The organism is Streptomyces sp. NPDC020747, assembly GCF_044334695.1.
In the GTDB taxonomy this organism is placed as follows: Bacteria; Actinomycetota; Actinomycetes; order Streptomycetales; family Streptomycetaceae; genus Streptomyces.
Window position 1 is genome coordinate 246,988 of record NZ_JBIRTJ010000013.1, and the last position, 19,681, is coordinate 266,668.

The window sequence follows — 19,681 nt, forward strand, 5'->3', positions numbered from 1 at the left end:
CGCTGGGGGGAGGCCCTCAGTGCCCGCGATCACTGTCGGATCGGTCGAAGTCGATGTTCTGCCCAGTGCGCAGGGATTCCACAACAGGCTCCGCGCCGCGCTGATCCCGGCGGCTACGCAGGTCGGTGACGAAGTCGGCCGGATCATCGGGCGTCAGATCGTCACGCACATCACGCCAGCCGTCCGTGACGGCATTCAGAACGGCGCGAAGGCCGCGAAGCCGGTGGCGACCCGTCAGGGATCCGACACGGGTGGCGCGTTCGCCCGTTCGCTGCGGGCCCGCCTTGAGGCTGCGTTCCGCAGTATGCCCAAGCTCGACGTCCGACTCTCCGACACGGGCGTTGACGCCGACCTGGCGCGTCTGCGGGCCCGCCTGGAGGCGTTGGCCGGCAAGACCGTCGGCATCGACATCGATGCGGAGACGGCGCGTGCGCAGGCTGCGGACATCGAGGAGCGGCTGCGCCGTATCGGCGCCGCGCACCCGAATGTTGCGGTGCGCGCGGACACGGCTGCGGCGATCGCACAGCTGCGGCTGCTGCGGGAGCAGATCGACGAGATCTCCGCAGACCCGCTGCGGATCCGGACGGAGACGGACGGCCAGCTCGGCGCCCGTCTGCGGGCTGCGGTGCAGCAGGCCGAGGCGTCACTGCCGAACATCAACATCAACGCCGACACCACGCCCGCGCAGGTCGAGATTGCCCGGCTGCGGGCCCAGCTGACGGCGTTGAAGGATGCCCGCATCGGTATCGACATCGATGCGGCAACAGCTCTGGCGCGTGTCGAGGAGATCCAGGCCCGGCTACAGAGGCTGTCTGCGCAGGACGCTGACGTGGCTGTCCGTGTAGATGCTGGCGCAGCTCGCGCCCAGCTCGCGGCTTTCCAGCTTCAGGTGAATCGCCTGGACGGCAGGAATGTCCGCGTCGACGTGAACACGGGCGTAGCACAACTGGCTCTCGGGAATCTTGCTACAGCGGCACTCGCCTTCGGCCCGGCGATTATTCCGGCGCTGCCGGTGGTGGCAGCTGGCTTGGGCGCCATCGCGGCTGCCGGCGTGGCGGCGGGCGTTGGTATCGCGGCGATCGGCTTGGTCGCGATCCCCGCTCTCAAGGGCATTGGGTCGGCTCTGCAGGCACAGAAGGCTGCCCAGGATGCCGCCACGAATGCGAGCTATCAGGGCGGCCAGGCCAATTCGCAGGGCGCGTCGAAGGCGTTGCAGTTGGCGGGCGCGCAGCAGTCGCTGGCGACCGCCCACCGCAACGCGGCACGGCAGATCGGGCAGGCGGAGCAGGCTGTCGGGGATGCGGTGCGCTCGTCGGCGGAGGCGAACCGGCAGGCCTCGCAGCAGGTGAAGCAGGCGCGGCAGTCTCTGGCGGATGCGGTGCGGCAGGCTGCAGACCAGCAGTTGCAGGCCGCCGAGCGGGTTCGGGATGCCGAGGACTCTCTCGCTGATGCACAGCGCAGCGCCCGACAGGCCCAGCAAGATCTCACTCAGGCCCGGAAGGACGCTACGGCGGAACTTGCCGAGCTCGGCGACAAGCTCACCAACGCCCAACTGTCCGAGCGGGACGCCGTCCTGTCGGTGCAGGAGGCGAGAAGGCGCCTCCAGGGCGTTCAGGCGGCGGGGGCAAATGCTTCGCTGATCGAGCAGCAGCGCGCACAGTTGGCCTACGACCAGGCCGTGCAGCGCCTGAAGGAGCAGAAGCAGGAGACGAAAGACCTCACCGCAGAGAAGAAGGCTGCGGACAAGGCTGGCGTCGAGGGTTCTGAGACAGTCCGGAATGCTCAGGAGCGGTTGACTGCCGCCGAGCAGGGCGTAGCCGAGCAGCAGAAGGCTCTGGGTAAGAGCCGCATCGAAGCGGCCCGCCAGCAGGTACAGGGGCAGCGGGACATCGCCGCAGCGCAGGAGAAGGTCGCCGAGAGTCAGCGCAACGTTGTTCGTGTCCAGGAGGACGGAGCCCGCTCGGTGGCCCGCGCCCAGGAGTCCCTGGTCGCTGCCCAGCAGTCCGCCGCCGACTCGATTGCCTCTGCTCAGCGTCAGATTGCCTCCGCGTCGCAGTCTGCGGCCGGGGGTGTGGATCAGGCTGCCATCGCACAGGCCAAATATCAGGCAGAGCTGGACAAGCTGACGCCATCGGCCCGGGACACATTCGACGCCTTCGTAGGCCTGCGCACCGCGTTCGGCGCATGGTCGAAGACGTTGCAGCCTGCGGTGATGCCGATCTTTACGCGGGCTCTGATCGGCATGAAGAACGCCCTTCCGGGATTGACGCCGTTCGTGAGGGAGGCCGCTGATGCGATCGGTGATCTCCAGGACCGGGCGTCGAAGGGCTTCAAGTCGAAGGGCTGGAAGGAGTTCAAAGCCGACCTGACGGGCTCGATGAAGCCTGCGATCGTCGGCCTGGGCGTGGGGTTCGCGAACCTGTTCAAGGGCATGGGCGGGATCGTGCAGGCCTTCCTGCCACACATGGATTCGATCTCACAGCGGATGCAGGACATCACGGGCCGCTTCGCGAACTGGGGTACTGGCCTGAAGGGCAGCCCCGATTTCGAGAAGTTCCTGTCGTACTCGGCGGAGATGGCACCCAAGTTGGGTGACGCGCTCGGCGAGATCGGGTCGGCGTTCATGAACGTTGCTCAGGCGCTGAAGCCGATCTCCGGTCCACTGTTGAAGTTCATAGGCGCGGTGGCGAACTTCATTGCGGTCGTCGCCGAGCGGGCGCCCTGGTACATCCTGCTGCTCTACAGCATCGTCCTGGCGACGAAGCTGTGGGCGATCGCGATGGCCGCTCTCAACTTCGTGATGTCGGCGAACCCGCTGGTGCTGATCGGTCTCGCGATCCTCGCCTTGATGGCGATCGTTATCTACGCCTACGACAGGTTCGGCTGGTTCCGCGCGGGTGTGCAGGCAGTCTGGGACGGCATCAAGACCGGTGCGCTGTTCTTGTGGAATTCCGTCCTCAAGCCTGCCTTCAACGGCATCATGCTTGGGCTGCAGACGGTCGGCCGCTGGGCGATGTGGCTGTGGACCAATGCGCTCCAGCCCGCATTCAACGGCATCGTCCTGGCAGGAAAGATCCTGGCCACCGCACTGGTGACGCTGATCCTGCTGCCGATCATCGCGATCATCAAGATTGTCGGCGCCATCGCCATGTGGCTGTGGGAGTACGCGTTCAAGCCCGCATTCGAGGGCATCGCCACAGCCGCCATGTGGCTGTGGACGAACGCGATCAGCCCGGTCTTCACGTGGATCGGCAACAAGGCGAAATGGCTGTGGAGCAACGCCATCAAGCCTGCCTGGGCGGGCATCCAGGCTGGCGCCAAGTTCATGTGGGAGAACATCCTCCGGCCCGTATTCCGCTTCATCTGGGAGGGCATGAAGGAGGTCGGACGCTGGGCTACTTGGCTGTGGAAGACCGCGATCAAGCCCGCCTGGGACGGGATCGTCGCCGCAGGCAAATGGGCGTGGGAGAAGGGCATCAAGCCCATCTTCGACGGCTGGAAGCGGATCATTAAGGGTCTCGGCGGCGCCTTCGACAGCGCCGTCGGCGCGATCAAGACGGCCTGGGACCGGCTGAAGGGCATCGCGAAGAAGCCCATCCAGTACGTCGTCGACTTCGTCTACAACAAGGGCATCGTCGGCGTCTGGAACAAGGTCGCCGGCGCATTCGGGGCTCCGAAGTTGAAAGAGTTCAAGTTCGCGGACGGCGGCGTCATGCCTGGCTACACGCCGGGCAAGGACGTGCACCGCTTCGTGTCTCCGACGGGCGGTTCGCTGGCTCTGTCCGGCGGCGAGGCCATCATGCGGCCCGAGTTCACCCGGGCCGTCGGCAGTGGCTTTGTCGGGGCGATGAACAGCATCGCCAAGTCCCGCGGCGCGCAAGGCGTGAAGGCGGCCCTGGCGCCGGTATTCGGCGGCAACCCGCCGTCGTCGACCGACACGTCCCTGCGGTACGCCAACGGCGGCGTCCACCAGGCATTTGCCGACGGTGGCGTCTTCGGCTGGATCGGCGGTGCAGCCAACAAAATCGCAGGTGCAGGTTCGGCGGCCTGGAACAAGATCAAGGAAGGGGCGTCCTGGCTCAAGGACACCTTGGAGGCTTCGGCGCGGGCGGGCGTCAAGAACATCGTCGACCCGCTGCTCAAGTCGTTCCCCGGCATGGACAACGGGTTCGGCTCAATGATTCGCCGCATCCCCGACAAGATCCTCGACACCATGTTCGGGTACTCGAAGGACGCCGACAAGAAGGGTGCCGGCGGCATCGGAGGGCTGCGGATCCAGGCCGCGCAGAAATGGGCGAAGACCCAGAGCGGTCTGCCATACCAGTGGGCCGGCAACGGCAACCCGTCGTGGGACTGCTCCGGCTTCATGTCCGCCATCGAGTCCGTCATCCGAGGTCAGAAGCCTCACCGGCGGTGGGCGACGATGGCGTTCCATGGACAGACGGCACCTCCCGGCTGGGTGAAGAACGGCAACAGCGCCTTCAAGGTCGGCATCACCAACGCCGGGGTCGGCCACACCGCAGGCACCTTGGGCAAGATGAATGTCGAGTCCCGGGGTGGCGACGGTGTGGTGGTCGGCAAGCCGGCCAGGGCGTACAACGACAAGCTGTTCGGGTCGTGGTACGGCTTCCAGCCCGGCAAATACGACTCCGGCGGCTACCTGCAGCCCGGGCTGAACTTGGCCTACAACGGCACCGGGCGGCCGGAGCCGGTCTTCACGTCGTCGCAGGCCAGCGCCCTGACGTCGATGGCGTCGAAGGGCTCGTCGGGCCCGGCGTCGTTCGAGGGCAGCCTCTACCTCGACTCCGGCGAGTTCTTGGGCCGGGTGCGCGGTGAGGCAACCGAGGTCATGGTGCAGGGCCAGCGGGAACTGATCTCCGCCATCCGGTCGAGCTGAGGAGGTCATCTTGGCGATCCCCGGGAACTTCCTGTCGGAGACGACCTCCACCATCGACCCGAACACGTCCGGCTGGACACCCAAGCTGAACTGCACCCTCAGCAAGGGTGTCGGCGGGCGGGTCGGTGACGGCTGCCTCGTCGTCAAATCGGTGGCTGCGGGGGAGATGCAGGCCCGCACCGTCTCCTCCTACCCGGTCACGGCAGGCACCGTCTACCAGGTGTTCTCGGATGCGGCCGGGGCGTCCGTTCCGGAACGGATCGGGATCCGCTGGCTCAACGCGGCGGGCACGGAGATCAGCATCACCTGGTCGCTGTACACGATGGCGGCCTCTTCTGGCTGGCATCGGGTCGGTGTGGCCGGGGCGGCACCGTCGGGGGCGACGCAGGCGCAAGTCCTGCTGTCGTCGTCTCCACTGGCCGGGCTGGTCAACCAGTACTGGGAGAACGTCTATCTCGGGTTGCCGATCCGCACGACCGGCAATCTCTTCGGATTCGGCACGGAGTCCAGCGAGATCGACGCCTCCGGGTGGACGCCGCTCGCCAACGCGACGATCTCCCGGCAGGTGCCGGTCATTTCGTGGGCCGTCGACAACTGGACGGCCGGCGGCCACACGATCGCGATGACGGCGGTCGCCGCGGGCAACGCGTCGATCCTTGCGGTCAACGGGCCGTCGGTGACACCGGGCGTCGAGTATCTGGCCTACGCGTATCTGCAGCCGCCGGTGTTGACGGCGAATGCATGGATTGAGCTGCTGTATTTCGACGGCAACGGCAACCAGATCGCCTCGTACCGAAGCGTACTGGCGGCCCCGGGTACAGGCATGTACCGGCAGCGGGTGTCGGCGAAGGCGCCTGACAATGCCGCCTCCTGCTCGGTCACGGCCGGGCTCGACGGGGCGTCGGCCGGGCAGATCCTGCGCATCGAGACGGTCGTCGTCACGGCCGCGCCGCAGCTGCAGGCGGGCACGGTCGTGCCGTATGCGGACGGCTCGATGGAGCAGGGTGTCGGTCAGTGGACGGTCGCCTCCGGTGTTGCCACGCTGGCCCGGTCGACGCCGTGGGGCGCTCAGGCGAGTGACGGCTCCTACTCCCTGACCGTCTCCTCGTCGACTGCTACGGCAAGCGTCGTCCGGTCCGGGAAGTTCCCGGTCTCCGACGCCCCGGGAAACAACTTCCGGGCGCAGGTCACCTCGCATGTCACCGCGGGCACATGGTCGTCGGTGAACGTCAAAATCCGCTGGTACGACGCCGCCAACGTCGACCTCGGCGCATCGACGGGCGTCGCCTGGTCGCTGCCCGGCTCCGGCTGGTACTCGATGCCGGCCGATGGTGTTGCCCCGGCGGGTGCGACGCAGGCGTCGATCGAGCTCACGACTACCGCCACCGCTGGCAGCAGTGTGCTGCAGGTCGATGCGGCGTCTCTGTGGCCGGTGCTGCCGCTCACCGCGGTCACTGGCTTCGACGCCGACGGCTATGTCCGGTTGACGCTGCGGGAGTTGCCGTTCGGGTTCCTGCTGCGGGTCCAGCGGGAGGGCCCCGACGGGCTGCGCACTCTGGTGCGGGGCCCGTCGGGGCTGATCGACGGGGATCCGACCGTCTCGGACCTGCTCATCATCGAGGACCACGAGGCGCCGTTCGGAGTCTCCCTCAGATACCACATAGAGATCTTGAACGCCGACGGGTCGGGGGCGTCCACGCGCAGCTCCGCGCAGATCATGCTCACACTCGCCGACTTCAACGAGGCATGGCTGAAAGACCCCGGCAATCCGCAGCGCAACATGCGGGTTGTGGTGCAGCAGGCCCCGGACTGGGATCTGCCGATCGTGCAGACCAAGCACAAGGTCCGTAACCGGCAGAACGCGGTCGTGCTGTCCGACAGCCGAGGCGGCCTGGAAGGCGACCTCGCCGTGTGGACGCGCTCGGACGAGGAGCGCAAAGCACTGCGCCTGCTCCTCGGGTCGGGCAACACGCTGCTGTGGCAGGTCGCGCCGGGCATGGGCGAGGACGACATGTACGTCAACGCCGGCCAGGTGGGTCTGGATCGGGTCGGCCGGTTGGCGCAGGAGCCGTGGCGGACGTGGTCGCTGCCGCTCACGCAGGCCGACATGCCCGTCACCACTGGCGTCAACGGTGCGGCGGGCCGCACCTGGCAGGACGTGGTCGCCGTATACGCGACCTGCGCGGACCTCCTAGCTGTGTATGCGACCTGCGAGGATCTGTTGCTCGACCGCAGAACGGGGTGATCGATGTACCCCGTCTCGGACCGGTTCCTGAAGCGGCTGGCCGAGTCGCACCAGGTCGCCACCCGCGTGCAACTGTTCACGACGGACGGGCGTGTGCTCGACCTTGAGCACACCGGCGGCAGCGTGACGGTGGACCGGGCGCAGGCCATCCGCCGCTCCTGCACCGTCACCTGCGCCGACCCGTCGCTCATCCCGCGATCACCGACGGACCAATTGGCCACGTATGGGGCGCGACTGCGGGTGAGCCGCGGCGTCTACTACGGCGACGGCACCAGCGAGCTGGTGCCGCTCGGCGTGTTCCGCCTCGACAGCGTGGAAGGCGACGTCTCCGAAGGCCCGGTCACACTGCAGGGCAAAGACCTGTCGGCGATCGTCGCCGACGACAAGTTCGTCGAGCCCTACACGGCGACGGGCACGATCGTCGGCGCGGTCACCGCACTGATCCAGCGCAGCATCCCCGACGCGGACGTCATCAGCCTCATCGTCGACGCACCCATCGGCAGCAGGACGTTCGACGTCGAAGCCGACCCGTGGGCGGGCGCGCAGGAGATCGCCGCTGCTGGCGGCGCCGAGGTGTACGCCAATGCCGACGGCGTGTTCGTCATCGCCACCTTGCCCGAGCTGCTCACCACGCCGCCCGTGTGGTCGGTGGAGGCTACCGAGGGTGGCGTGTACATCTCCGGTAACCGCGGCATGACCAGCGACAACGTCAAGAACGGGTGGCTGGCCCGCGGCGAGAACACCGCAGAGAATGTGGCGCCGGTGCAGTACCTGGCCGTCGACACGGACCCTAACTCGCCGACGTACTGGGGCGGAAGGTTCGGGCGCAGGCCGGGTTTCCACTCCTCGTCGACCTTGACGACGCTGGCCGCCTGCACGCAGGCCGCGAACCTGAAGTTGGCCCAGGCGAAGGCCCCCAACTCCTCCGGGGACTTCTCCAGCCTGCCCAACCCGGCGCTGGAACCCGGAGATGTGCTGCGGGTCCTGCACCCGGACGGCACCCGCGAACTCCACCAGGCCGCGTCGTTCAGCGTGCCGTTGGACGAGGGCGGCGACTTCCCGATCTCGACGATCTCGGCGAAGGAGGATGCGTGACGACGTCCTCGCACGCCACACAGCGCGACCTTGTCGCCTCGCTCAAAGGCCAGGCCGTCCGTACCGGCGCCTCGACACCGTCGGTGCGCGGGGCGGACTGGCGGCTCGCCACCGTCACCGCCGTCGGAGCCGGCACCGTCACCGCGGACGGCATCGTCGCCCGCTGCATGGAGTGGTATTCGGCACCGGCCGTCGACGACGTTGTCCGTCTCGACCAGTCCAGCAGTGGCAACTGGGTGGCCATGGGGCGCCTTGCTGTTGCTGGTGGCACCGGGTGGACGACACCAACGCTCGGCACCGGTTACACGCAGGGCAACACCACGACGACCGGCAACAACAACGGGGCCATCCGCTACCGAAAGATCAACATCCAGGGCACGTGGTTCATGGAATGGGACGGCGGCGCCGACCGCGCCAACGGGGCCCAGACCGCCAACCTGCTGTCCGCAGCGCTTGCGACCGCGTTCCGGCCGGTACGCAAAGCGAGCATGGTCATTGCCCGCAACGCCACCGCGATCACCGGCGTCGCCGCGTCCAGCAACGTCTTCCACTCGCTAAAGATCGACTTCAACCAGGACGGGACGCTCACCCTGATCAGCGCCGTAGCGGGCGACGTCGAAACCAACTGGCTCTCCCTCAAGGGGATCCGCTACCCCCTCGACTAGGAGGACCCGTGCCGACAACGGACATCTACGGGCAGGGCATTGGTCTCTGGGCGATGACCGACGCCCCTGACATTCCCGCCGCCATCAAGGCGCTCGCCGACGGCGTCATCCCGCGCGGCGTCCTCTCGTTCGCGTCCGGTACGGAGCGCGGCGCGACCCTGTACGGCCCGGACCAGGCGCCAGTCGAGGGCATGCTGACGTGGCTGCGGGACGTGAACAGGCTCGACCTGTTCGACGGCACCAGCTTCGTCGCAGTCTCCACCGGCGCCTCGGCGTGGACCACGATCAACTTGGTGTCCCCGTTCACACAGAACGGCAACACGAACGGCACCCTGCAGTACCGGCTGTTGAACATCTCCGGCGAGGAGTCCCTGCAGCTGCGCGGTGCGATCGGCCGGTCCTCGTATCCGGCATCGCCCGCCTACAACACGATCATCAACTCGGCGCCGTTGCCGTCGATCGTGCGGCCGTCGACACTGCGGACCGTGCTGATCCCCTGCTCGGACCAGTCCTCGGACCGCATCTCCATGAAACTCGACGTGCAAACCGACGGCTACCTGCAAGTCTTCGGGTTCGCGACCACGACGAAGCCGCCGTGGATCGGCTTCAACGGCGTCATCGTCAGCCTCTGACTCGCCCCGTCCGGGGCCCTTCACGCTCTGGAGGCGCCATGACGCTCGCAGCCCCTGAAAAGCTCCCTCTTGAGCTCGGCCCCGATGTCGAGCCCGGCTTCGACCCCGGCTACCTGGACCGGAACGGAACGGTCTCGTTCCTCGCCGACTACACACCCCGCGAGGCAGACGTCTTCCCCGTTGGTCAGCCGATCCGCCTCGGAGGCTTCCGCGAGGGCGAGTGGAACGCCGCGTACCTGCTGTCCACCCAAGTCGGTGGGACCACCCCGGACGAGCGGTTCACATGGGTGCTCATGGACGTCACCCGCGACGGAACGCTGCTCGCCTATTGCAAGACGGCAGTGAAGCGGATCTACCTGAGCGGCATATCCGTTGACCGCCCCCCAGTACCCGAGGCCCGCCGCCAGCAGTGCCCGGCGATAGGCCCCGCCTGTTCGCCTCTCTGCCCGCTGACCAGGCCCTAGCCGCTGACGCGTAAGGAGGCGCCGTGGCCACCGTGTGCAAGCTGTACCGCAGCGACAAGCCGCAGCTCATCCCGCCCGGCACGTGGACGCTTGTCACGTTCGAACGGACCATCAGCAACGACCGCTCGATGATGCGCAACCTGTCGCTGATCATGCCGCCGTTCGACGGCCACTTCATCTGGTCGCGGAACCTGCGCTGGGCCGCCATCACCCTGCCCGACGGCGACGTGCGGCCACGGCAGTTCATGTCCCGCTTCATCCGCGACCCGCACGGCGACCGCGACGACACCGGCGCCACCGACCACCCCGCCACACCGGGCCGCAGCTGGGAAACCACCACCTGGCAGTTCGCCGGCCAGGCCAACCAGCCCGTCGGCGTCGAGGTGTGGCACGACCACCACGAACCCTGGGCTGTCGAACACGCCCAGTTCGCCGGTCTCACCTGGGACTACTAGAAAGGGGCCCGCGCCGTGGCCACTCCACCGACTGCATCCAAGTTCGCCCAGATCCTCAGAGACGAGGGCCTCACTGTTGTGGAGGTGGGGAACTGGGAGACCCGCAACCGCAACTCGAAGGGCCCGTGGGGCCCCGTCCACGGCGTGATGATCCACCACACGGTGACGTCCGGCAGCGCCAGCACCGTCGAACTCTGCCGCAAGGGGCACAGCGCTCTGCCGGGCCCGCTGTGCCACGGCGTCATCACCAAGGACGGCCGCGTTCACCTCGTCGGCTACGGCCGCGCCAACCATGCCGGGCTCGGCGACGGTGACGTTCTCGCCGCGGTGAAGGCCGAGCGGACACCGCCCGTCGACAACGAGGCGGACACAGACGGCAACCGGGCCTTCTACGGCTTCGAGTGCGAGAACCTCGGCGACGGCCACGACCCGTGGCCCGACATTCAGCTGCTCGCCATCGAGAAGGTGTCCGCGGCCATCGCCCGCCACCACAACTGGGACGAGCGCTCCGTCATCGGCCACCTGGAGTGGCAGCCCGGCAAGGTCGACCCGCGCGGCTTCACCATGGCGGCGATGCGCTCTCGGATCGCGAAGCGTCTCGATGTCGATCCGACGCCAGTCACGCTTCCCGCACCACAGAAGCCCATCGTCGACCTGTCCAAGCTGGTCGCCGCAGCCCGCGGCAACCCGGCCGCGAAGGGCACCCCGGTCACCTACGCCGGTGTGAAGACCGTCGAGACCGCGCTCGTCGATGCGGGCCTTCTGGCCAAGACGTACAGCGACGGCCACTACGGCAGCGTCACCGTCGAGGCCTACGCCAAGTGGCAGCGGGCCTGCGGATACAGCGGTGCGGCTGCCGACGGCATCCCCGGCAAGACGTCCCTGGAACGCCTCGGCAAGAAGTACGGATTCGTGGTGGTCGCGTGACCGGCCTGGACTACGACTGGGAGTTCCTGGAGAACGGCAGGACCATCGTGCCGATCTCGATCGGCATGGTCGCTGACGACGGCCGCACGTACTACGCCGTCAACCGGCTCCTCGCCTCACGCTCCCCGCGCGGCTGGCTACTTCGACGTCGTATCCGCAAGCACGCATGGCTGATGGAGAACGTCGTTCCCAACCTGCCGCAGCCGCACGGCGACTGGCGCCTCCATATGCCGAAGTCATGGCTGTTCAACTACCTCGACCCGGCCGTGAAGCCGATCGAGCGGATCGCCGACGAGGTAGCCGAGTTCATCCGCGCATCCGGGCCCGACGTCCAGCTGTGGGCGAACTACGGCGCCTACGACCATGTCTGCCTGGCCCAACTCTGGGGCCCGATGATCGCGCTCCCCGACGGCCTGCCGATGTTCACGCACGACATCCAGCAGGAACGATCCCGCCTCGGTATCGGCTGGGCCGATCTACCCGAGCAGGAGTCCGGCGAGCACGACGCGCTCGCCGACGCCAGACACAACCAGACCGTCCGGCGCTGGCTCGCCGAACGCGCACAGAAGTGAGACACCCATGAACGAGTCGCTCGACAAGGCCTACTGGATCGGCCTGCTCATCTCCGTCGTCCTGCCCGTCCTCGTCGGGCTGGTCACCAAGCAGGTCACGCACGCAGGCTTCAAGGCGGTACTGCTGCTCGCGCTCAGCACACTGAACGGGTTCCTCGTCGAGTACGCGAACCCCGGGCCCGGCTACGACTTCGGCACCGCCGTCATCCTGACACTCGTCGCCTTCGCCGTCGGCGCGCTCTCCCACTTCGGCCTGTGGAAGCCGACCGGAGTCTCCGGCAAGGCGCAGGCCGCGCTCGGCGGCGGCACACCCCGGAGCGTGTAGGTGCGGTGCCGTGCGGCGCGGCGGATCGCCCGCATCCTGGGTCGCCGCGGCGTAATTCTCCTGTCCTACGGAACCGTGTGGGCCCTGTACGGCTACGGGCAGCTCATCTCTCCGCAGACCGACCAGCGCGGCCTGGCTATGCTCCTCAATCTGCTTCCGCTCGAAGCGTGGGCGGGCTTCTGGATCGCCACTGGCCTCATCGCGATCGTGTGCGCGTTCCTCCCTCAAGGCAGGGACGCTCCCGGGTTCGTCGCACTGGTGCTGATCGTCATCCCGTGGATGTCGTCCTACCTGCTGTCATGGTGGCCGCTGCAGACGTTCCCCCGCGGCTGGGTCGCGGCAGCAATCTGGGTGGTGATCGCCGTACCGGTGATAGTCGTAGCCGGATGGCGCGAGCCGCCCCGGCCCAAGAGAGTGGGGCCTCTGCATGAGTCCTGAGGTGATCGCATCCGTTGCCGTGTCGGTCCTCACCGCGATCTGCGGACTGTGGGCCGCACGGTCCGCCCGCAGGACGCCTCGGCAGGAGAAGCGGGACGACTTCATTGCTGTAACAGACCAGCAAGGAAAGGCCATCGAGCGCTTGGAGAAGCGCATCGAACTGCGCGAGGCTGAGGCGGAGAAGCAGCGCGACCGCATCGCCGACCAGGACGAGGCGATCGGCTGGCTCCTCGGACGAGTGCGCGGCCTGGTCAGCTACATCCGAGGGACGGGGCTGGAACCGCCGGCGCCGGAGCCGATGTCGGAGCGGGCGCGCCAGTATCTTCGCAACGTCGACGTGTGAGAACTGGAGTGCGAATGCCCGAAGCGATTCCCGCCGTCCCGCGCCCCGATGACACTGCGGCCGACGCCCGGTCGCTGGAGCAGATGGGCCGCATCGACCCGCAGCCCGTACCCGCGCCGAGCAACAGCCCGTTCCTCGAACCCGACCTGCCGCCACCGCCCGCCGAACCCGGCGAGTGAGAACGCGAGACGCCCCGCCCTCCTGCTTCGGCAGGGGAGCGGGGCGTTTCGTCGTGCACGGGTCGCGTCAGGCCTCGGCGAGCGCGTCGGCGGTCTCCTCGAAGCCGAACTGGCGCAGCGCGCCGACCGGGTCTGGGCTGGCGAAGCACTTCGCCACGTGGTGATCGAAGACAACGACGAGCTTCTTCAGCAAGACGTGGTTGCCGTCAGGGTCTTGGGGGTCGTGGTCGTCGGCTGCCACGAGGCGCGTGAGGTAGTCGAGGGGGATCCCGGCGCGCTCCGATGTCGTGCGCAGTTCCTCTGAGGTGTAGGCCATACCCTCAACGTACCCCAGATAATGCCCTATTATCTGGGGTACGGCCGAACGCGAGCAGGGCGAACGCTGCCTGGAGTCTGCGTGAAGCGACCCTGTTATCTGCGGCAAGGAGGAACGTGGGTTCCGTCGTCCAACTCCCCACCGGAAAAGCCCTCACCGTCCAGTCGGCAGCCGACCGCTACCTCGATGCTCTCGGCAACCCCAACACGGCGCGCAACTACGGCATCGGCGTCAGCAAGACCGTCGAGCGGCTCGGTTCTGGCCGGCCGCTTCAGTCTGTCGCCGACGATGAGATCGGCGAGACTCTTGAGCAGTTGTGGGGGAGTTCGGCCGTCAACACGTGGAACGCCCGCCGTGCCGCGGTTCAGTCCTGGCTCTCGTGGTGCCGCGACCGCGGGTACAGCGGCCCCTCTGTGCCGGTCTGGACCAAGAGGATCACCCCTCCCGACAGCGACACCCCTGCCCACTCCAAGTCGGAGATCGACCGACTCCTCGCCCGCCGCGACATCCACCTCCGCGAGAAGACGCTCTGGCGAATGCTGTACGAGACTGCGGCGCGGTCCGATGAGATCCTCGCCCTCAACATCGAAGACCTCGATTTCGCCGGCCGTCGCTGCCACGTCAAGGCGAAGGGCGCGAAGTCGAAGACGCGGCGCCGCGGCGAGTCTCGAGACGACTTCGTCCTCGAGGCCGTCTACTGGGACGCGGGTACTGCCCGGCTCCTTCCGCGCCTGCTGAAGGATCGGACTCGAGGCCCCGTCTTCACCACCCACCGGAAGCCCGGCCCCGGCAAAGTCGTCGGCGCTCGAGATGTCTGCCCGGACACAGGGCTCGCCCGCCTCTCTTATGGGCAGGCTCGAGCACTGCTGGACGAGGGGACCTCGAGCGGGAATCCGGGGAGCGGATGGGACTTGCACGAGTACCGGCACTCCGCCCTTACGCATCTCGGCGAGCAGGGCGCTTCTCTGTTGATGCTGATGGCGAAGTCCAGGCACAAGAAGCCGGAGAACGTCCGCAAGTACTTCAAGCCCTCACCCGAGGCGATCGCCGAGCTGACGAGCCTCCTCGCCCCCGGCAACGCCCAACGCTGATCACCACCCCGTGCCACACTGGCCATGCGCCTAGGAACGCATCACGCCCGGTTCGGGCAGGAGAAACCCGCCTCACCCCCCGTTGAGGCGGGTTTCTGGCATCCTGGCCATGGCCCCGCTCGACTGTCGCTGGATACGGCGTCACCCGGGTTCACCGGCTCAAGCCGGGCGGGCCAACGGCAGTGCGGCTTCGGCCGTCCGATCGGCTGCCGGATGCTGGCGTCATGACGCGGTGTCCGCCTGCGCCCGCCCCTAATCCGGGCGGGCGTTCGCTCGTCTGGGGATAGTTCCGGCCGACGTCTTCCGTGGTGGCCGGTTTGTGGTGCAGGGTGCTCGGTACGGGTCCCGCCAGTAGCTGCGAGCTCGGCGGGGCCCGCCGCTCCTCCCGGCTCCCCACGGGAGGCCAAGCGGCTGCACGTCAGCCGTCGATGATCCCAAGCTCCGTATCGGCCCGGCAGTGCGTGCAGGCATCGACCCCCTGAGCGAGCGCGTACCGGGCCTGCTCCCGCGTCACTCCCCGGCTCCTCTTACCGGCCATGTGGCAGCCGCCGACATGGACGTACACGGGTACGCCGCCGTTGAGCCCTTGCTCGATCAGCCAGTCGGGTTCGGGCGGTTTCCGCTGCTGACCGCGCTCGACTTCCACCTGCCGCCGTTCTTCGGCTGCGATCCACTGCCGGGTGCGTGCGAGGTCTTGCTGTTGGACGCGTTCGAGGAATCGCAGGAGGGCGAGTCGAGTGGCGGGCTGGTCGTTCACGTGTTCGATTCTATGGCTTAGGATCTCCACCGGCACATCGGGGACCCGGGAGGCGGCATGGACGACGTACAGCTGCTGGCATTCCTCGACGTCGACCCAGCCGACCTGAAGCCGGCGCCACCACCCCGGCCGCGCCCACCGGAACTGTGGGACCGCATCGGCCTCAACCCAGTCCAGTGTTCGGCGTGCGGCAACCCGGCGTGGACGACGCGCATCATCACCGTCCCGGGGTTGGGCTACCGCTGGCTGGACCAGTGCCGCGACCACGCCATGGCCGCCATCGCAGCCCGCCCGAAACGCCCGCCGGTGCCGGTGGAGGACACCCTGTCGGTGCTGCAGGCGGTGGCCGAGGAGTCCGGGCTGCGGATGCGGGTCATCGCCAGCAACACCGACGACGCGGGTCTGCGATCCTGGGGGAATGGCGGATGACTTCGACCTCAATGCGCTCACGCGTCCTCTTGGCGCGGACTTCCTGCGGGAGGTCGAGGATGCGCGGCGAGCAGCTGAGCAGGCGCCACCGCCTCCACCGTCCACGATTCCGATGCCCGATTTCAGGCCCGGCTGCATCGCTCGCTTTCGCTGCCCGCTGGAATGCGGTTGGCATCACGACGAGAGCACAGACCCTGGACCGATGGGGCCGCTACTGCTGCCCGCGAACTTCACGGCCGATGACCTGTCGGCGGCAATGTCTTCGCAGGCCGAGGTGCGCGGCAACAACTTTCGGCTGCGGGTCGAGTTGGCGATTTCGGAGCACTTCGATGCAGCCCATCCTGGCCGCTAACCCCGAACGCTTCCACCTCACTTTGTTCTCCGGTGGCGCCCCGATCGCGCACGGCTGGTGGGCGAGCAGAGCGACGGCGGACGGCAAGTTCAAGGCGTGGATTGGCGAGTTCCCCGTCAGCGATCCACGGCTCACCCTCGTCGACGAGGCGACCGGCGAGACGTTGACGGAGTGGCCCGACGTCTGACCGCGTCGTGTGTCATCCTGAAGCGGCTGGGCGTCGACGACGCGGGCGCTGGATCTCATCGAGGGTCGGCCTGCCGAGGCGCCCAGCCCTGTTGTCGGCGCCTGCCCGTAGCATGGGTTCATCCATCAACCGCCTGACGGGTTTTGATGGCTACTCGAATGGCGCCCCGTCTCCAGCGTGATGCACTGGGGCGGGGCGTCGCGATGTCCGGGAGGGGCCCGTGATCCGCCTTCTTCGCCGCGTCTTCCGTCGCCCCCGTGGCGGCCCGCTGTCGCCGTACCGGTCGCGCCCCGGCGAGCAGATGGTGATCCTCAGCCCTGGCCGCCGGATCGACGACCCGGACGAGGCGGAGGCGCTCGGGCTCACCGCCGACGCGAAGCGCATGCGTGAGCGGGGAAGCTTGCCGTCCGGGATGAAGGACCGCTTCTCGCCCGGCTTCATCGACCGCATCAACCAGGGGAGGCCGCGATGATTCTGCTCATCGCCGTACTGGTGTTGTATGCCGCGGCCTGCGGCACGTTCGGCTCGACCCCGCACGCCCCGCTGTGGCTGCGCTGGCCGCTGCCGATCTGGAACTTCATCGCCCACGACTGGCGGCGCCCTGCTCCCGTACCGGCACGCCCGGACTATGCGCGGATCGCCGTCCTGGAACGCGAACTCGGGCTCGTCGACAGCCACATGCCGGAGCTGTCCCCGTTCGAGCAGGGCATGCGGAGTGCCATGGCGGAGCGGCCGATCCGGCTGGACCCGACGGTCTGTCTGACGAAGGACTGCGCGGGCGACACGGACGAACTGCGCACCTGGTCGGGGCAGCTCCTCCGCCGGACCCACACCTGCGACTAGCCCGCCGTCTCGGGCTTCGGGTGCCGCACGATCCGCTTCAGCGACTCCTCGACGGCGAGCCGATTCTCCCCGCTGGCCTCCGCGAACGCGACGACGCCCTCATGTACGGCGGCTGCGGTCTTCACGGTCAACCGTCCGGCCCGGATTTCCTCCCAGGCGGTCGTCTCCAGCGCGATCAGGGTGTCGGGGATGTCGATGGTCACCGGGGGATCCTACGTGGCTCACGGGTGTTGTCTGGATCCGACCTACCCAACCTTGCATCACGTGCTGCATAGTTCAGGGGTGTCAGACGAAAGACCGCCCGACCTCTGGACCATCGACGACGTCGCCGCTTACCTCGGCATTCAGCCGAGCAGCGCACGCGGCGCCCTCTCGCGCATGAGAGTGCGGGCCCGCAGCTTTCGGGCTCACCCCCAGAGCCACCGGGCACAAGCCCTGTACAACCCCGAGCAGGTCAAGACCGCGAACGCCGCACGACCCGGCCGGGGGAAGCGAACCGACCTCAACGACAAGGATCAGGAATGACCACAGCAATTGACTGGCCCGTGGGTACCATCGCCCGCTACCTCACCGTGGGCGGCGCTACCGTCGACCTCACGTCCGGGGAGTACCCCTACGACGCGGGCGACGGAATCGTAGGCAGTCGGAACCTGACGCGCGGCGCCTGCACCGGATGTCCTACCGTCGAGGACTTCAAGCACTGGCGTCCCGTCCAGCGCATGACCTTCGTGGACGATGTGCGCGACCCAGAGACGGCCAATCGCGAGGCCCTTGAGTGGGCACAGGCGCACGCCGAGAGGTGCCGGGCCATGCCGAAGCCAGTGACGGACTGATGGCCGCCTATGAAGTGGTCGCCTACCGAGGCAAACGCAACTGGCACCTGAAGATCGCCGACTACCGGAAGACCGTCCGCGACGTCGAAGGCAAGCCGCCTGCTTGCGAGCAAGCCGAAGCGCTCCGCAAGGAGCTGGCCGACCGGTCGCACCGGAACCGGTTCGGCTGGACCCACATCGACATCCAGCCCAAAGTCGAGGCTGCGGCTGCGGAGCCTACTGGTGACAGGTCGGAACTTCGCCTCCCGGACCACACCGTCAACGAGGAGGGCTAGCTGCCGCAATACGACGCCCCGCCTGAAGCAAGCAGGCGGGGCGTCGCCACGTCACCGTACCCTCACCCGTAGGGGCGTCCCGTGCATGGCTGGCCAGCGTGCGCCCTCAAGAGCAGGGGACTGGGGTCCGGCGGCGGCCGGACTTGAACGAGGGAGCTGTACCGCGCCCACCCCCTGCAGCCGTCCGACGGCGGGACCCGGACGGCGCGACGTACAGTGGTGTCAACCTCGCGTCTGGCGAGGGGCCCCGGCTTGATCAGCCGACGGCTACCCGACGGCAGGTGGCAAGACCGGCAGGGAGTGCACGCCCGGCCCGGTGGAGCGCCTGGCCCGCAAACAGCGGGGAGATGGGTTCCCCGCGACAAGCCACCCCGCCCCTCGTGAGCGGGGTTTCTCTATGCCGCCTCGACGACGTCCCCGCGCTCGGCGGCCGTCGCCACAGTCCACTCATCCCGCAGCACCTCGTACCGCTGCCGCGTCTCCCCGTACAGCCAGCAGCCCGCCTCTGCGACCAGGGCGCGAATCTCCTCATTCACCACGGCAGCAGGCCGTAGGGAACCAGGAGTTGAGGGTGGGGGGATCATGCGGACCAGGGTAGTCCGGACGACTGACAGCGGGCTACGGCGTAGGCGGCGGTAGCGGATCGGTGACGAACGACCCCATGCCGTTCACCGTGTACACCAGCCCGTCCTCCCGCAGCCGCCTGAGTACCTTCTGTGCGGTCACGTTGGCGATGCCGAACTCCTCGGTCAACTTGACCGTAGACGGCACCTTCGTCCGGGGCGGATACACGCCCGACCGGATCCGCTCCACGATCACCTCGTGGACCTGCCTCCACCTGGGGCGATCTGCTGCGAACTCCATACAGCGCAACGTAGGACGCCATGATCTGCGGCGGCGATCCGTAGTACGCCAGGCAGGCTATAGCCTGCTATGTCATGGTGGGACCCACGAAAGACCCCCGCGACCGTCTGACCGGCCCGGGGGCGTGGCCGACACAGCTACCGGAGCGTCGACATGGACGAGCGTAGAGACCCCCAACCCGACAGCGGAACCAGTCCGCCGGAACCAGCCGCCAGCACGCTCCCCACCGCGCAGCAGGCCCACCTCGACTACAGCGGGCACATAGAAGGCGCCGGCCGGGTCCGCGGCTGCCAGCGCTGCAGCGACGTCGACCGCGACCGGTGCGCGGAAGGCGACCGGCTGTGGCAGGCCTGGAACACGGCCCTCAACGACGCCTACGACCGGCTGACCGAAGAGACCCGCTGACACCCCGTCACCACCCGGAGTCGCGTCGGTCGGATTATCGGGTTACGGGCAGGAACGTTTGGCCAGTGCTTGACCTGCGGTGAGACCTTCAC

The 19,681-nt window shown here is 67.8% G+C and carries 28 protein-coding genes; 23 read left to right on the forward strand and 5 right to left on the reverse strand.

Annotation, left to right across the window (positions count from 1 at the left end):
• The first annotated feature begins 19 nt into the window (after window positions 1-19).
• Genes ACH4YP_RS31995 through ACH4YP_RS32055 form a run of 13 tightly spaced genes read left to right on the forward strand, consistent with a single transcriptional unit; the run spans window position 20 to window position 13,237 of the window.
• Window positions 20-4,897: a hypothetical protein gene (locus ACH4YP_RS31995; protein ID WP_398494203.1), complete on the forward strand. Its 4,878-nt coding sequence runs from the start codon at window positions 20-22 to the stop codon at window positions 4,895-4,897.
• 10 nt (window positions 4,898-4,907) lie between these two features.
• Window positions 4,908-7,142 (forward strand): hypothetical protein, encoded by a 2,235-nt coding sequence (locus tag ACH4YP_RS32000; RefSeq protein ID WP_398494204.1) that lies wholly within the window; start codon window positions 4,908-4,910, stop codon window positions 7,140-7,142.
• A gap of 3 nt (window positions 7,143-7,145) precedes the next feature.
• Window positions 7,146-8,237, forward strand: a complete 1,092-nt coding sequence (locus ACH4YP_RS32005; RefSeq protein WP_398494205.1) for a DUF5047 domain-containing protein — start codon at window positions 7,146-7,148, stop codon at window positions 8,235-8,237.
• Window positions 8,234-8,902 carry a hypothetical protein gene (locus ACH4YP_RS32010; RefSeq protein WP_398494207.1) on the forward strand — a complete coding sequence of 223 codons (669 nt, stop codon included), beginning with the start codon at window positions 8,234-8,236 and terminating at the stop codon, window positions 8,900-8,902. The genes ACH4YP_RS32005 and ACH4YP_RS32010 overlap by 4 nt, the downstream gene beginning before the upstream one ends.
• A gap of 8 nt (window positions 8,903-8,910) precedes the next feature.
• Window positions 8,911-9,534, forward strand: coding sequence for a hypothetical protein (locus tag ACH4YP_RS32015; RefSeq protein WP_398494209.1), 624 nt, complete (start codon window positions 8,911-8,913; stop codon window positions 9,532-9,534).
• Window positions 9,535-9,572: 38 nt separating this feature from the next.
• Window positions 9,573-9,998, forward strand: a complete 426-nt coding sequence (locus tag ACH4YP_RS32020) for a hypothetical protein (protein ID WP_398494210.1) — start codon at window positions 9,573-9,575, stop codon at window positions 9,996-9,998.
• A gap of 23 nt (window positions 9,999-10,021) precedes the next feature.
• A complete protein-coding gene (locus tag ACH4YP_RS32025) occupies window positions 10,022-10,453 on the forward strand; it encodes a hypothetical protein (RefSeq protein ID WP_398494212.1) in 432 nt (143 codons plus the stop codon).
• A 15-nt stretch (window positions 10,454-10,468) separates the two neighbouring features.
• On the forward strand, window positions 10,469-11,380 hold the full coding sequence (locus tag ACH4YP_RS32030; RefSeq protein ID WP_398494214.1) for an N-acetylmuramoyl-L-alanine amidase: 912 nt from the start codon (window positions 10,469-10,471) through the stop codon (window positions 11,378-11,380).
• Entirely contained in the window at window positions 11,377-11,952 is a 576-nt protein-coding gene (locus ACH4YP_RS32035) for a 3'-5' exoribonuclease domain-containing protein (protein WP_398494215.1), read from the forward strand. Before ACH4YP_RS32030 ends, ACH4YP_RS32035 begins: the two co-directional genes overlap by 4 nt.
• Window positions 11,953-11,959: 7 nt before the next feature.
• Entirely contained in the window at window positions 11,960-12,277 is a 318-nt protein-coding gene (locus ACH4YP_RS32040; RefSeq protein ID WP_398494217.1) for a hypothetical protein, read from the forward strand.
• Window positions 12,278-12,715, forward strand: a complete 438-nt coding sequence (locus ACH4YP_RS32045; RefSeq protein WP_398494219.1) for a hypothetical protein — start codon at window positions 12,278-12,280, stop codon at window positions 12,713-12,715.
• Window positions 12,705-13,058 carry a hypothetical protein gene (locus tag ACH4YP_RS32050; protein ID WP_398494221.1) on the forward strand — a complete coding sequence of 118 codons (354 nt, stop codon included), beginning with the start codon at window positions 12,705-12,707 and terminating at the stop codon, window positions 13,056-13,058. Before ACH4YP_RS32045 ends, ACH4YP_RS32050 begins: the two co-directional genes overlap by 11 nt.
• Window positions 13,059-13,072: 14 nt before the next feature.
• A complete protein-coding gene (locus tag ACH4YP_RS32055; protein ID WP_398494223.1) occupies window positions 13,073-13,237 on the forward strand; it encodes a hypothetical protein in 165 nt (54 codons plus the stop codon).
• Between the two features lie 67 nt (window positions 13,238-13,304).
• On the opposite strand, the gene ACH4YP_RS32060 is transcribed toward ACH4YP_RS32055, so the two are convergent.
• A complete protein-coding gene (locus ACH4YP_RS32060) occupies window positions 13,305-13,553 on the reverse strand; it encodes a hypothetical protein (RefSeq protein ID WP_398494224.1) in 249 nt (82 codons plus the stop codon).
• 116 nt (window positions 13,554-13,669) lie between these two features.
• Between ACH4YP_RS32060 and ACH4YP_RS32065 the strand changes: the two genes are divergently transcribed.
• Window positions 13,670-14,644, forward strand: coding sequence for a tyrosine-type recombinase/integrase (locus ACH4YP_RS32065; protein WP_398494226.1), 975 nt, complete (start codon window positions 13,670-13,672; stop codon window positions 14,642-14,644).
• 418 nt (window positions 14,645-15,062) lie between these two features.
• On the opposite strand, the gene ACH4YP_RS32070 is transcribed toward ACH4YP_RS32065, so the two are convergent.
• On the reverse strand, window positions 15,063-15,401 hold the full coding sequence (locus ACH4YP_RS32070; RefSeq protein WP_398494228.1) for a DUF6233 domain-containing protein: 339 nt from the start codon (window positions 15,399-15,401) through the stop codon (window positions 15,063-15,065).
• Between the two features lie 57 nt (window positions 15,402-15,458).
• On the opposite strand from ACH4YP_RS32070, the gene ACH4YP_RS32075 reads away from it, so the two are divergent.
• The 5 genes from ACH4YP_RS32075 to ACH4YP_RS32095 all read left to right on the forward strand — a co-directional run bounded on the left by ACH4YP_RS32075 (window position 15,459) and on the right by ACH4YP_RS32095 (window position 17,212).
• Complete coding sequence (locus ACH4YP_RS32075; RefSeq protein ID WP_398494230.1) at window positions 15,459-15,830, forward strand: hypothetical protein; 372 nt, start codon at window positions 15,459-15,461, stop codon at window positions 15,828-15,830.
• Window positions 15,820-16,182 carry a hypothetical protein gene (locus tag ACH4YP_RS32080; protein ID WP_398494231.1) on the forward strand — a complete coding sequence of 121 codons (363 nt, stop codon included), beginning with the start codon at window positions 15,820-15,822 and terminating at the stop codon, window positions 16,180-16,182. The genes ACH4YP_RS32075 and ACH4YP_RS32080 overlap by 11 nt, the downstream gene beginning before the upstream one ends.
• Window positions 16,160-16,369 (forward strand): hypothetical protein, encoded by a 210-nt coding sequence (locus ACH4YP_RS32085; protein ID WP_398494232.1) that lies wholly within the window; start codon window positions 16,160-16,162, stop codon window positions 16,367-16,369. The genes ACH4YP_RS32080 and ACH4YP_RS32085 overlap by 23 nt, the downstream gene beginning before the upstream one ends.
• Before the next feature lie 220 nt (window positions 16,370-16,589).
• Entirely contained in the window at window positions 16,590-16,841 is a 252-nt protein-coding gene (locus tag ACH4YP_RS32090) for a hypothetical protein (RefSeq protein WP_398494234.1), read from the forward strand.
• A complete protein-coding gene (locus tag ACH4YP_RS32095) occupies window positions 16,838-17,212 on the forward strand; it encodes a hypothetical protein (RefSeq protein ID WP_398494235.1) in 375 nt (124 codons plus the stop codon). The genes ACH4YP_RS32090 and ACH4YP_RS32095 overlap by 4 nt, the downstream gene beginning before the upstream one ends.
• Here the strand turns inward: ACH4YP_RS32095 and ACH4YP_RS32100 are convergent.
• Window positions 17,209-17,415 (reverse strand): hypothetical protein, encoded by a 207-nt coding sequence (locus ACH4YP_RS32100; RefSeq protein WP_398494237.1) that lies wholly within the window; start codon window positions 17,413-17,415, stop codon window positions 17,209-17,211. The two genes, ACH4YP_RS32095 and ACH4YP_RS32100, sit on opposite strands and share 4 nt — an antisense overlap.
• A 79-nt stretch (window positions 17,416-17,494) precedes the next feature.
• On the opposite strand from ACH4YP_RS32100, the gene ACH4YP_RS32105 reads away from it, so the two are divergent.
• Genes ACH4YP_RS32105 through ACH4YP_RS32115 form a run of 3 tightly spaced genes read left to right on the forward strand, consistent with a single transcriptional unit; the run spans window position 17,495 to window position 18,320 of the window.
• Window positions 17,495-17,737, forward strand: a complete 243-nt coding sequence (locus ACH4YP_RS32105; RefSeq protein ID WP_398494239.1) for a hypothetical protein — start codon at window positions 17,495-17,497, stop codon at window positions 17,735-17,737.
• Complete coding sequence (locus tag ACH4YP_RS32110) at window positions 17,734-18,045, forward strand: hypothetical protein (RefSeq protein ID WP_398494241.1); 312 nt, start codon at window positions 17,734-17,736, stop codon at window positions 18,043-18,045. The genes ACH4YP_RS32105 and ACH4YP_RS32110 overlap by 4 nt, the downstream gene beginning before the upstream one ends.
• On the forward strand, window positions 18,045-18,320 hold the full coding sequence (locus ACH4YP_RS32115) for a hypothetical protein (RefSeq protein ID WP_398494242.1): 276 nt from the start codon (window positions 18,045-18,047) through the stop codon (window positions 18,318-18,320). The genes ACH4YP_RS32110 and ACH4YP_RS32115 overlap by 1 nt, the downstream gene beginning before the upstream one ends.
• A 395-nt stretch (window positions 18,321-18,715) precedes the next feature.
• On the opposite strand, the gene ACH4YP_RS32120 is transcribed toward ACH4YP_RS32115, so the two are convergent.
• Window positions 18,716-18,856: a hypothetical protein gene (locus ACH4YP_RS32120; RefSeq protein WP_398494244.1), complete on the reverse strand. Its 141-nt coding sequence runs from the start codon at window positions 18,854-18,856 to the stop codon at window positions 18,716-18,718.
• An 82-nt stretch (window positions 18,857-18,938) separates the two neighbouring features.
• On the reverse strand, window positions 18,939-19,184 hold the full coding sequence (locus ACH4YP_RS32125) for a GntR family transcriptional regulator (RefSeq protein ID WP_398494246.1): 246 nt from the start codon (window positions 19,182-19,184) through the stop codon (window positions 18,939-18,941).
• A gap of 153 nt (window positions 19,185-19,337) precedes the next feature.
• Here ACH4YP_RS32125 and ACH4YP_RS32130 point away from each other — a divergent pair, with 153 nt between their 5' ends.
• A complete protein-coding gene (locus ACH4YP_RS32130) occupies window positions 19,338-19,589 on the forward strand; it encodes a hypothetical protein (RefSeq protein WP_398494248.1) in 252 nt (83 codons plus the stop codon).
• Window positions 19,590-19,681: the final 92 nt, after the last annotated feature.

Excerpts from the sequence above, each read along its gene's own strand:
- ACH4YP_RS32080 (WP_398494231.1), top strand. The coding sequence starts at position 15,820 with ATGGCGGATGACTTCGACCTCAATGCGCTCACGCGTCCTCTTGGCGCG.
- ACH4YP_RS32130 (WP_398494248.1), top strand. The coding sequence starts at position 19,338 with ATGGACGAGCGTAGAGACCCCCAACCCGACAGCGGAACCAGTCCGCCG.
- ACH4YP_RS32125 (WP_398494246.1), bottom strand. The coding sequence starts at position 19,184 with ATGGAGTTCGCAGCAGATCGCCCCAGGTGGAGGCAGGTCCACGAGGTG.
- ACH4YP_RS32055 (WP_398494223.1), top strand. The coding sequence starts at position 13,073 with ATGCCCGAAGCGATTCCCGCCGTCCCGCGCCCCGATGACACTGCGGCC.
- ACH4YP_RS32020 (WP_398494210.1), top strand. The coding sequence starts at position 9,573 with ATGACGCTCGCAGCCCCTGAAAAGCTCCCTCTTGAGCTCGGCCCCGAT.
- ACH4YP_RS32075 (WP_398494230.1), top strand. The coding sequence starts at position 15,459 with ATGGACGACGTACAGCTGCTGGCATTCCTCGACGTCGACCCAGCCGAC.
- ACH4YP_RS32110 (WP_398494241.1), top strand. The coding sequence starts at position 17,734 with ATGACCACAGCAATTGACTGGCCCGTGGGTACCATCGCCCGCTACCTC.
- ACH4YP_RS32115 (WP_398494242.1), top strand. The coding sequence starts at position 18,045 with ATGGCCGCCTATGAAGTGGTCGCCTACCGAGGCAAACGCAACTGGCAC.
- ACH4YP_RS32040 (WP_398494217.1), top strand. The coding sequence starts at position 11,960 with ATGAACGAGTCGCTCGACAAGGCCTACTGGATCGGCCTGCTCATCTCC.
- ACH4YP_RS32060 (WP_398494224.1), bottom strand. The coding sequence starts at position 13,553 with ATGGCCTACACCTCAGAGGAACTGCGCACGACATCGGAGCGCGCCGGG.
- ACH4YP_RS32005 (WP_398494205.1), top strand. The coding sequence starts at position 7,146 with ATGTACCCCGTCTCGGACCGGTTCCTGAAGCGGCTGGCCGAGTCGCAC.
- ACH4YP_RS32050 (WP_398494221.1), top strand. The coding sequence starts at position 12,705 with ATGAGTCCTGAGGTGATCGCATCCGTTGCCGTGTCGGTCCTCACCGCG.
- ACH4YP_RS32095 (WP_398494235.1), top strand. The coding sequence starts at position 16,838 with ATGATTCTGCTCATCGCCGTACTGGTGTTGTATGCCGCGGCCTGCGGC.
- ACH4YP_RS32085 (WP_398494232.1), top strand. The coding sequence starts at position 16,160 with ATGCAGCCCATCCTGGCCGCTAACCCCGAACGCTTCCACCTCACTTTG.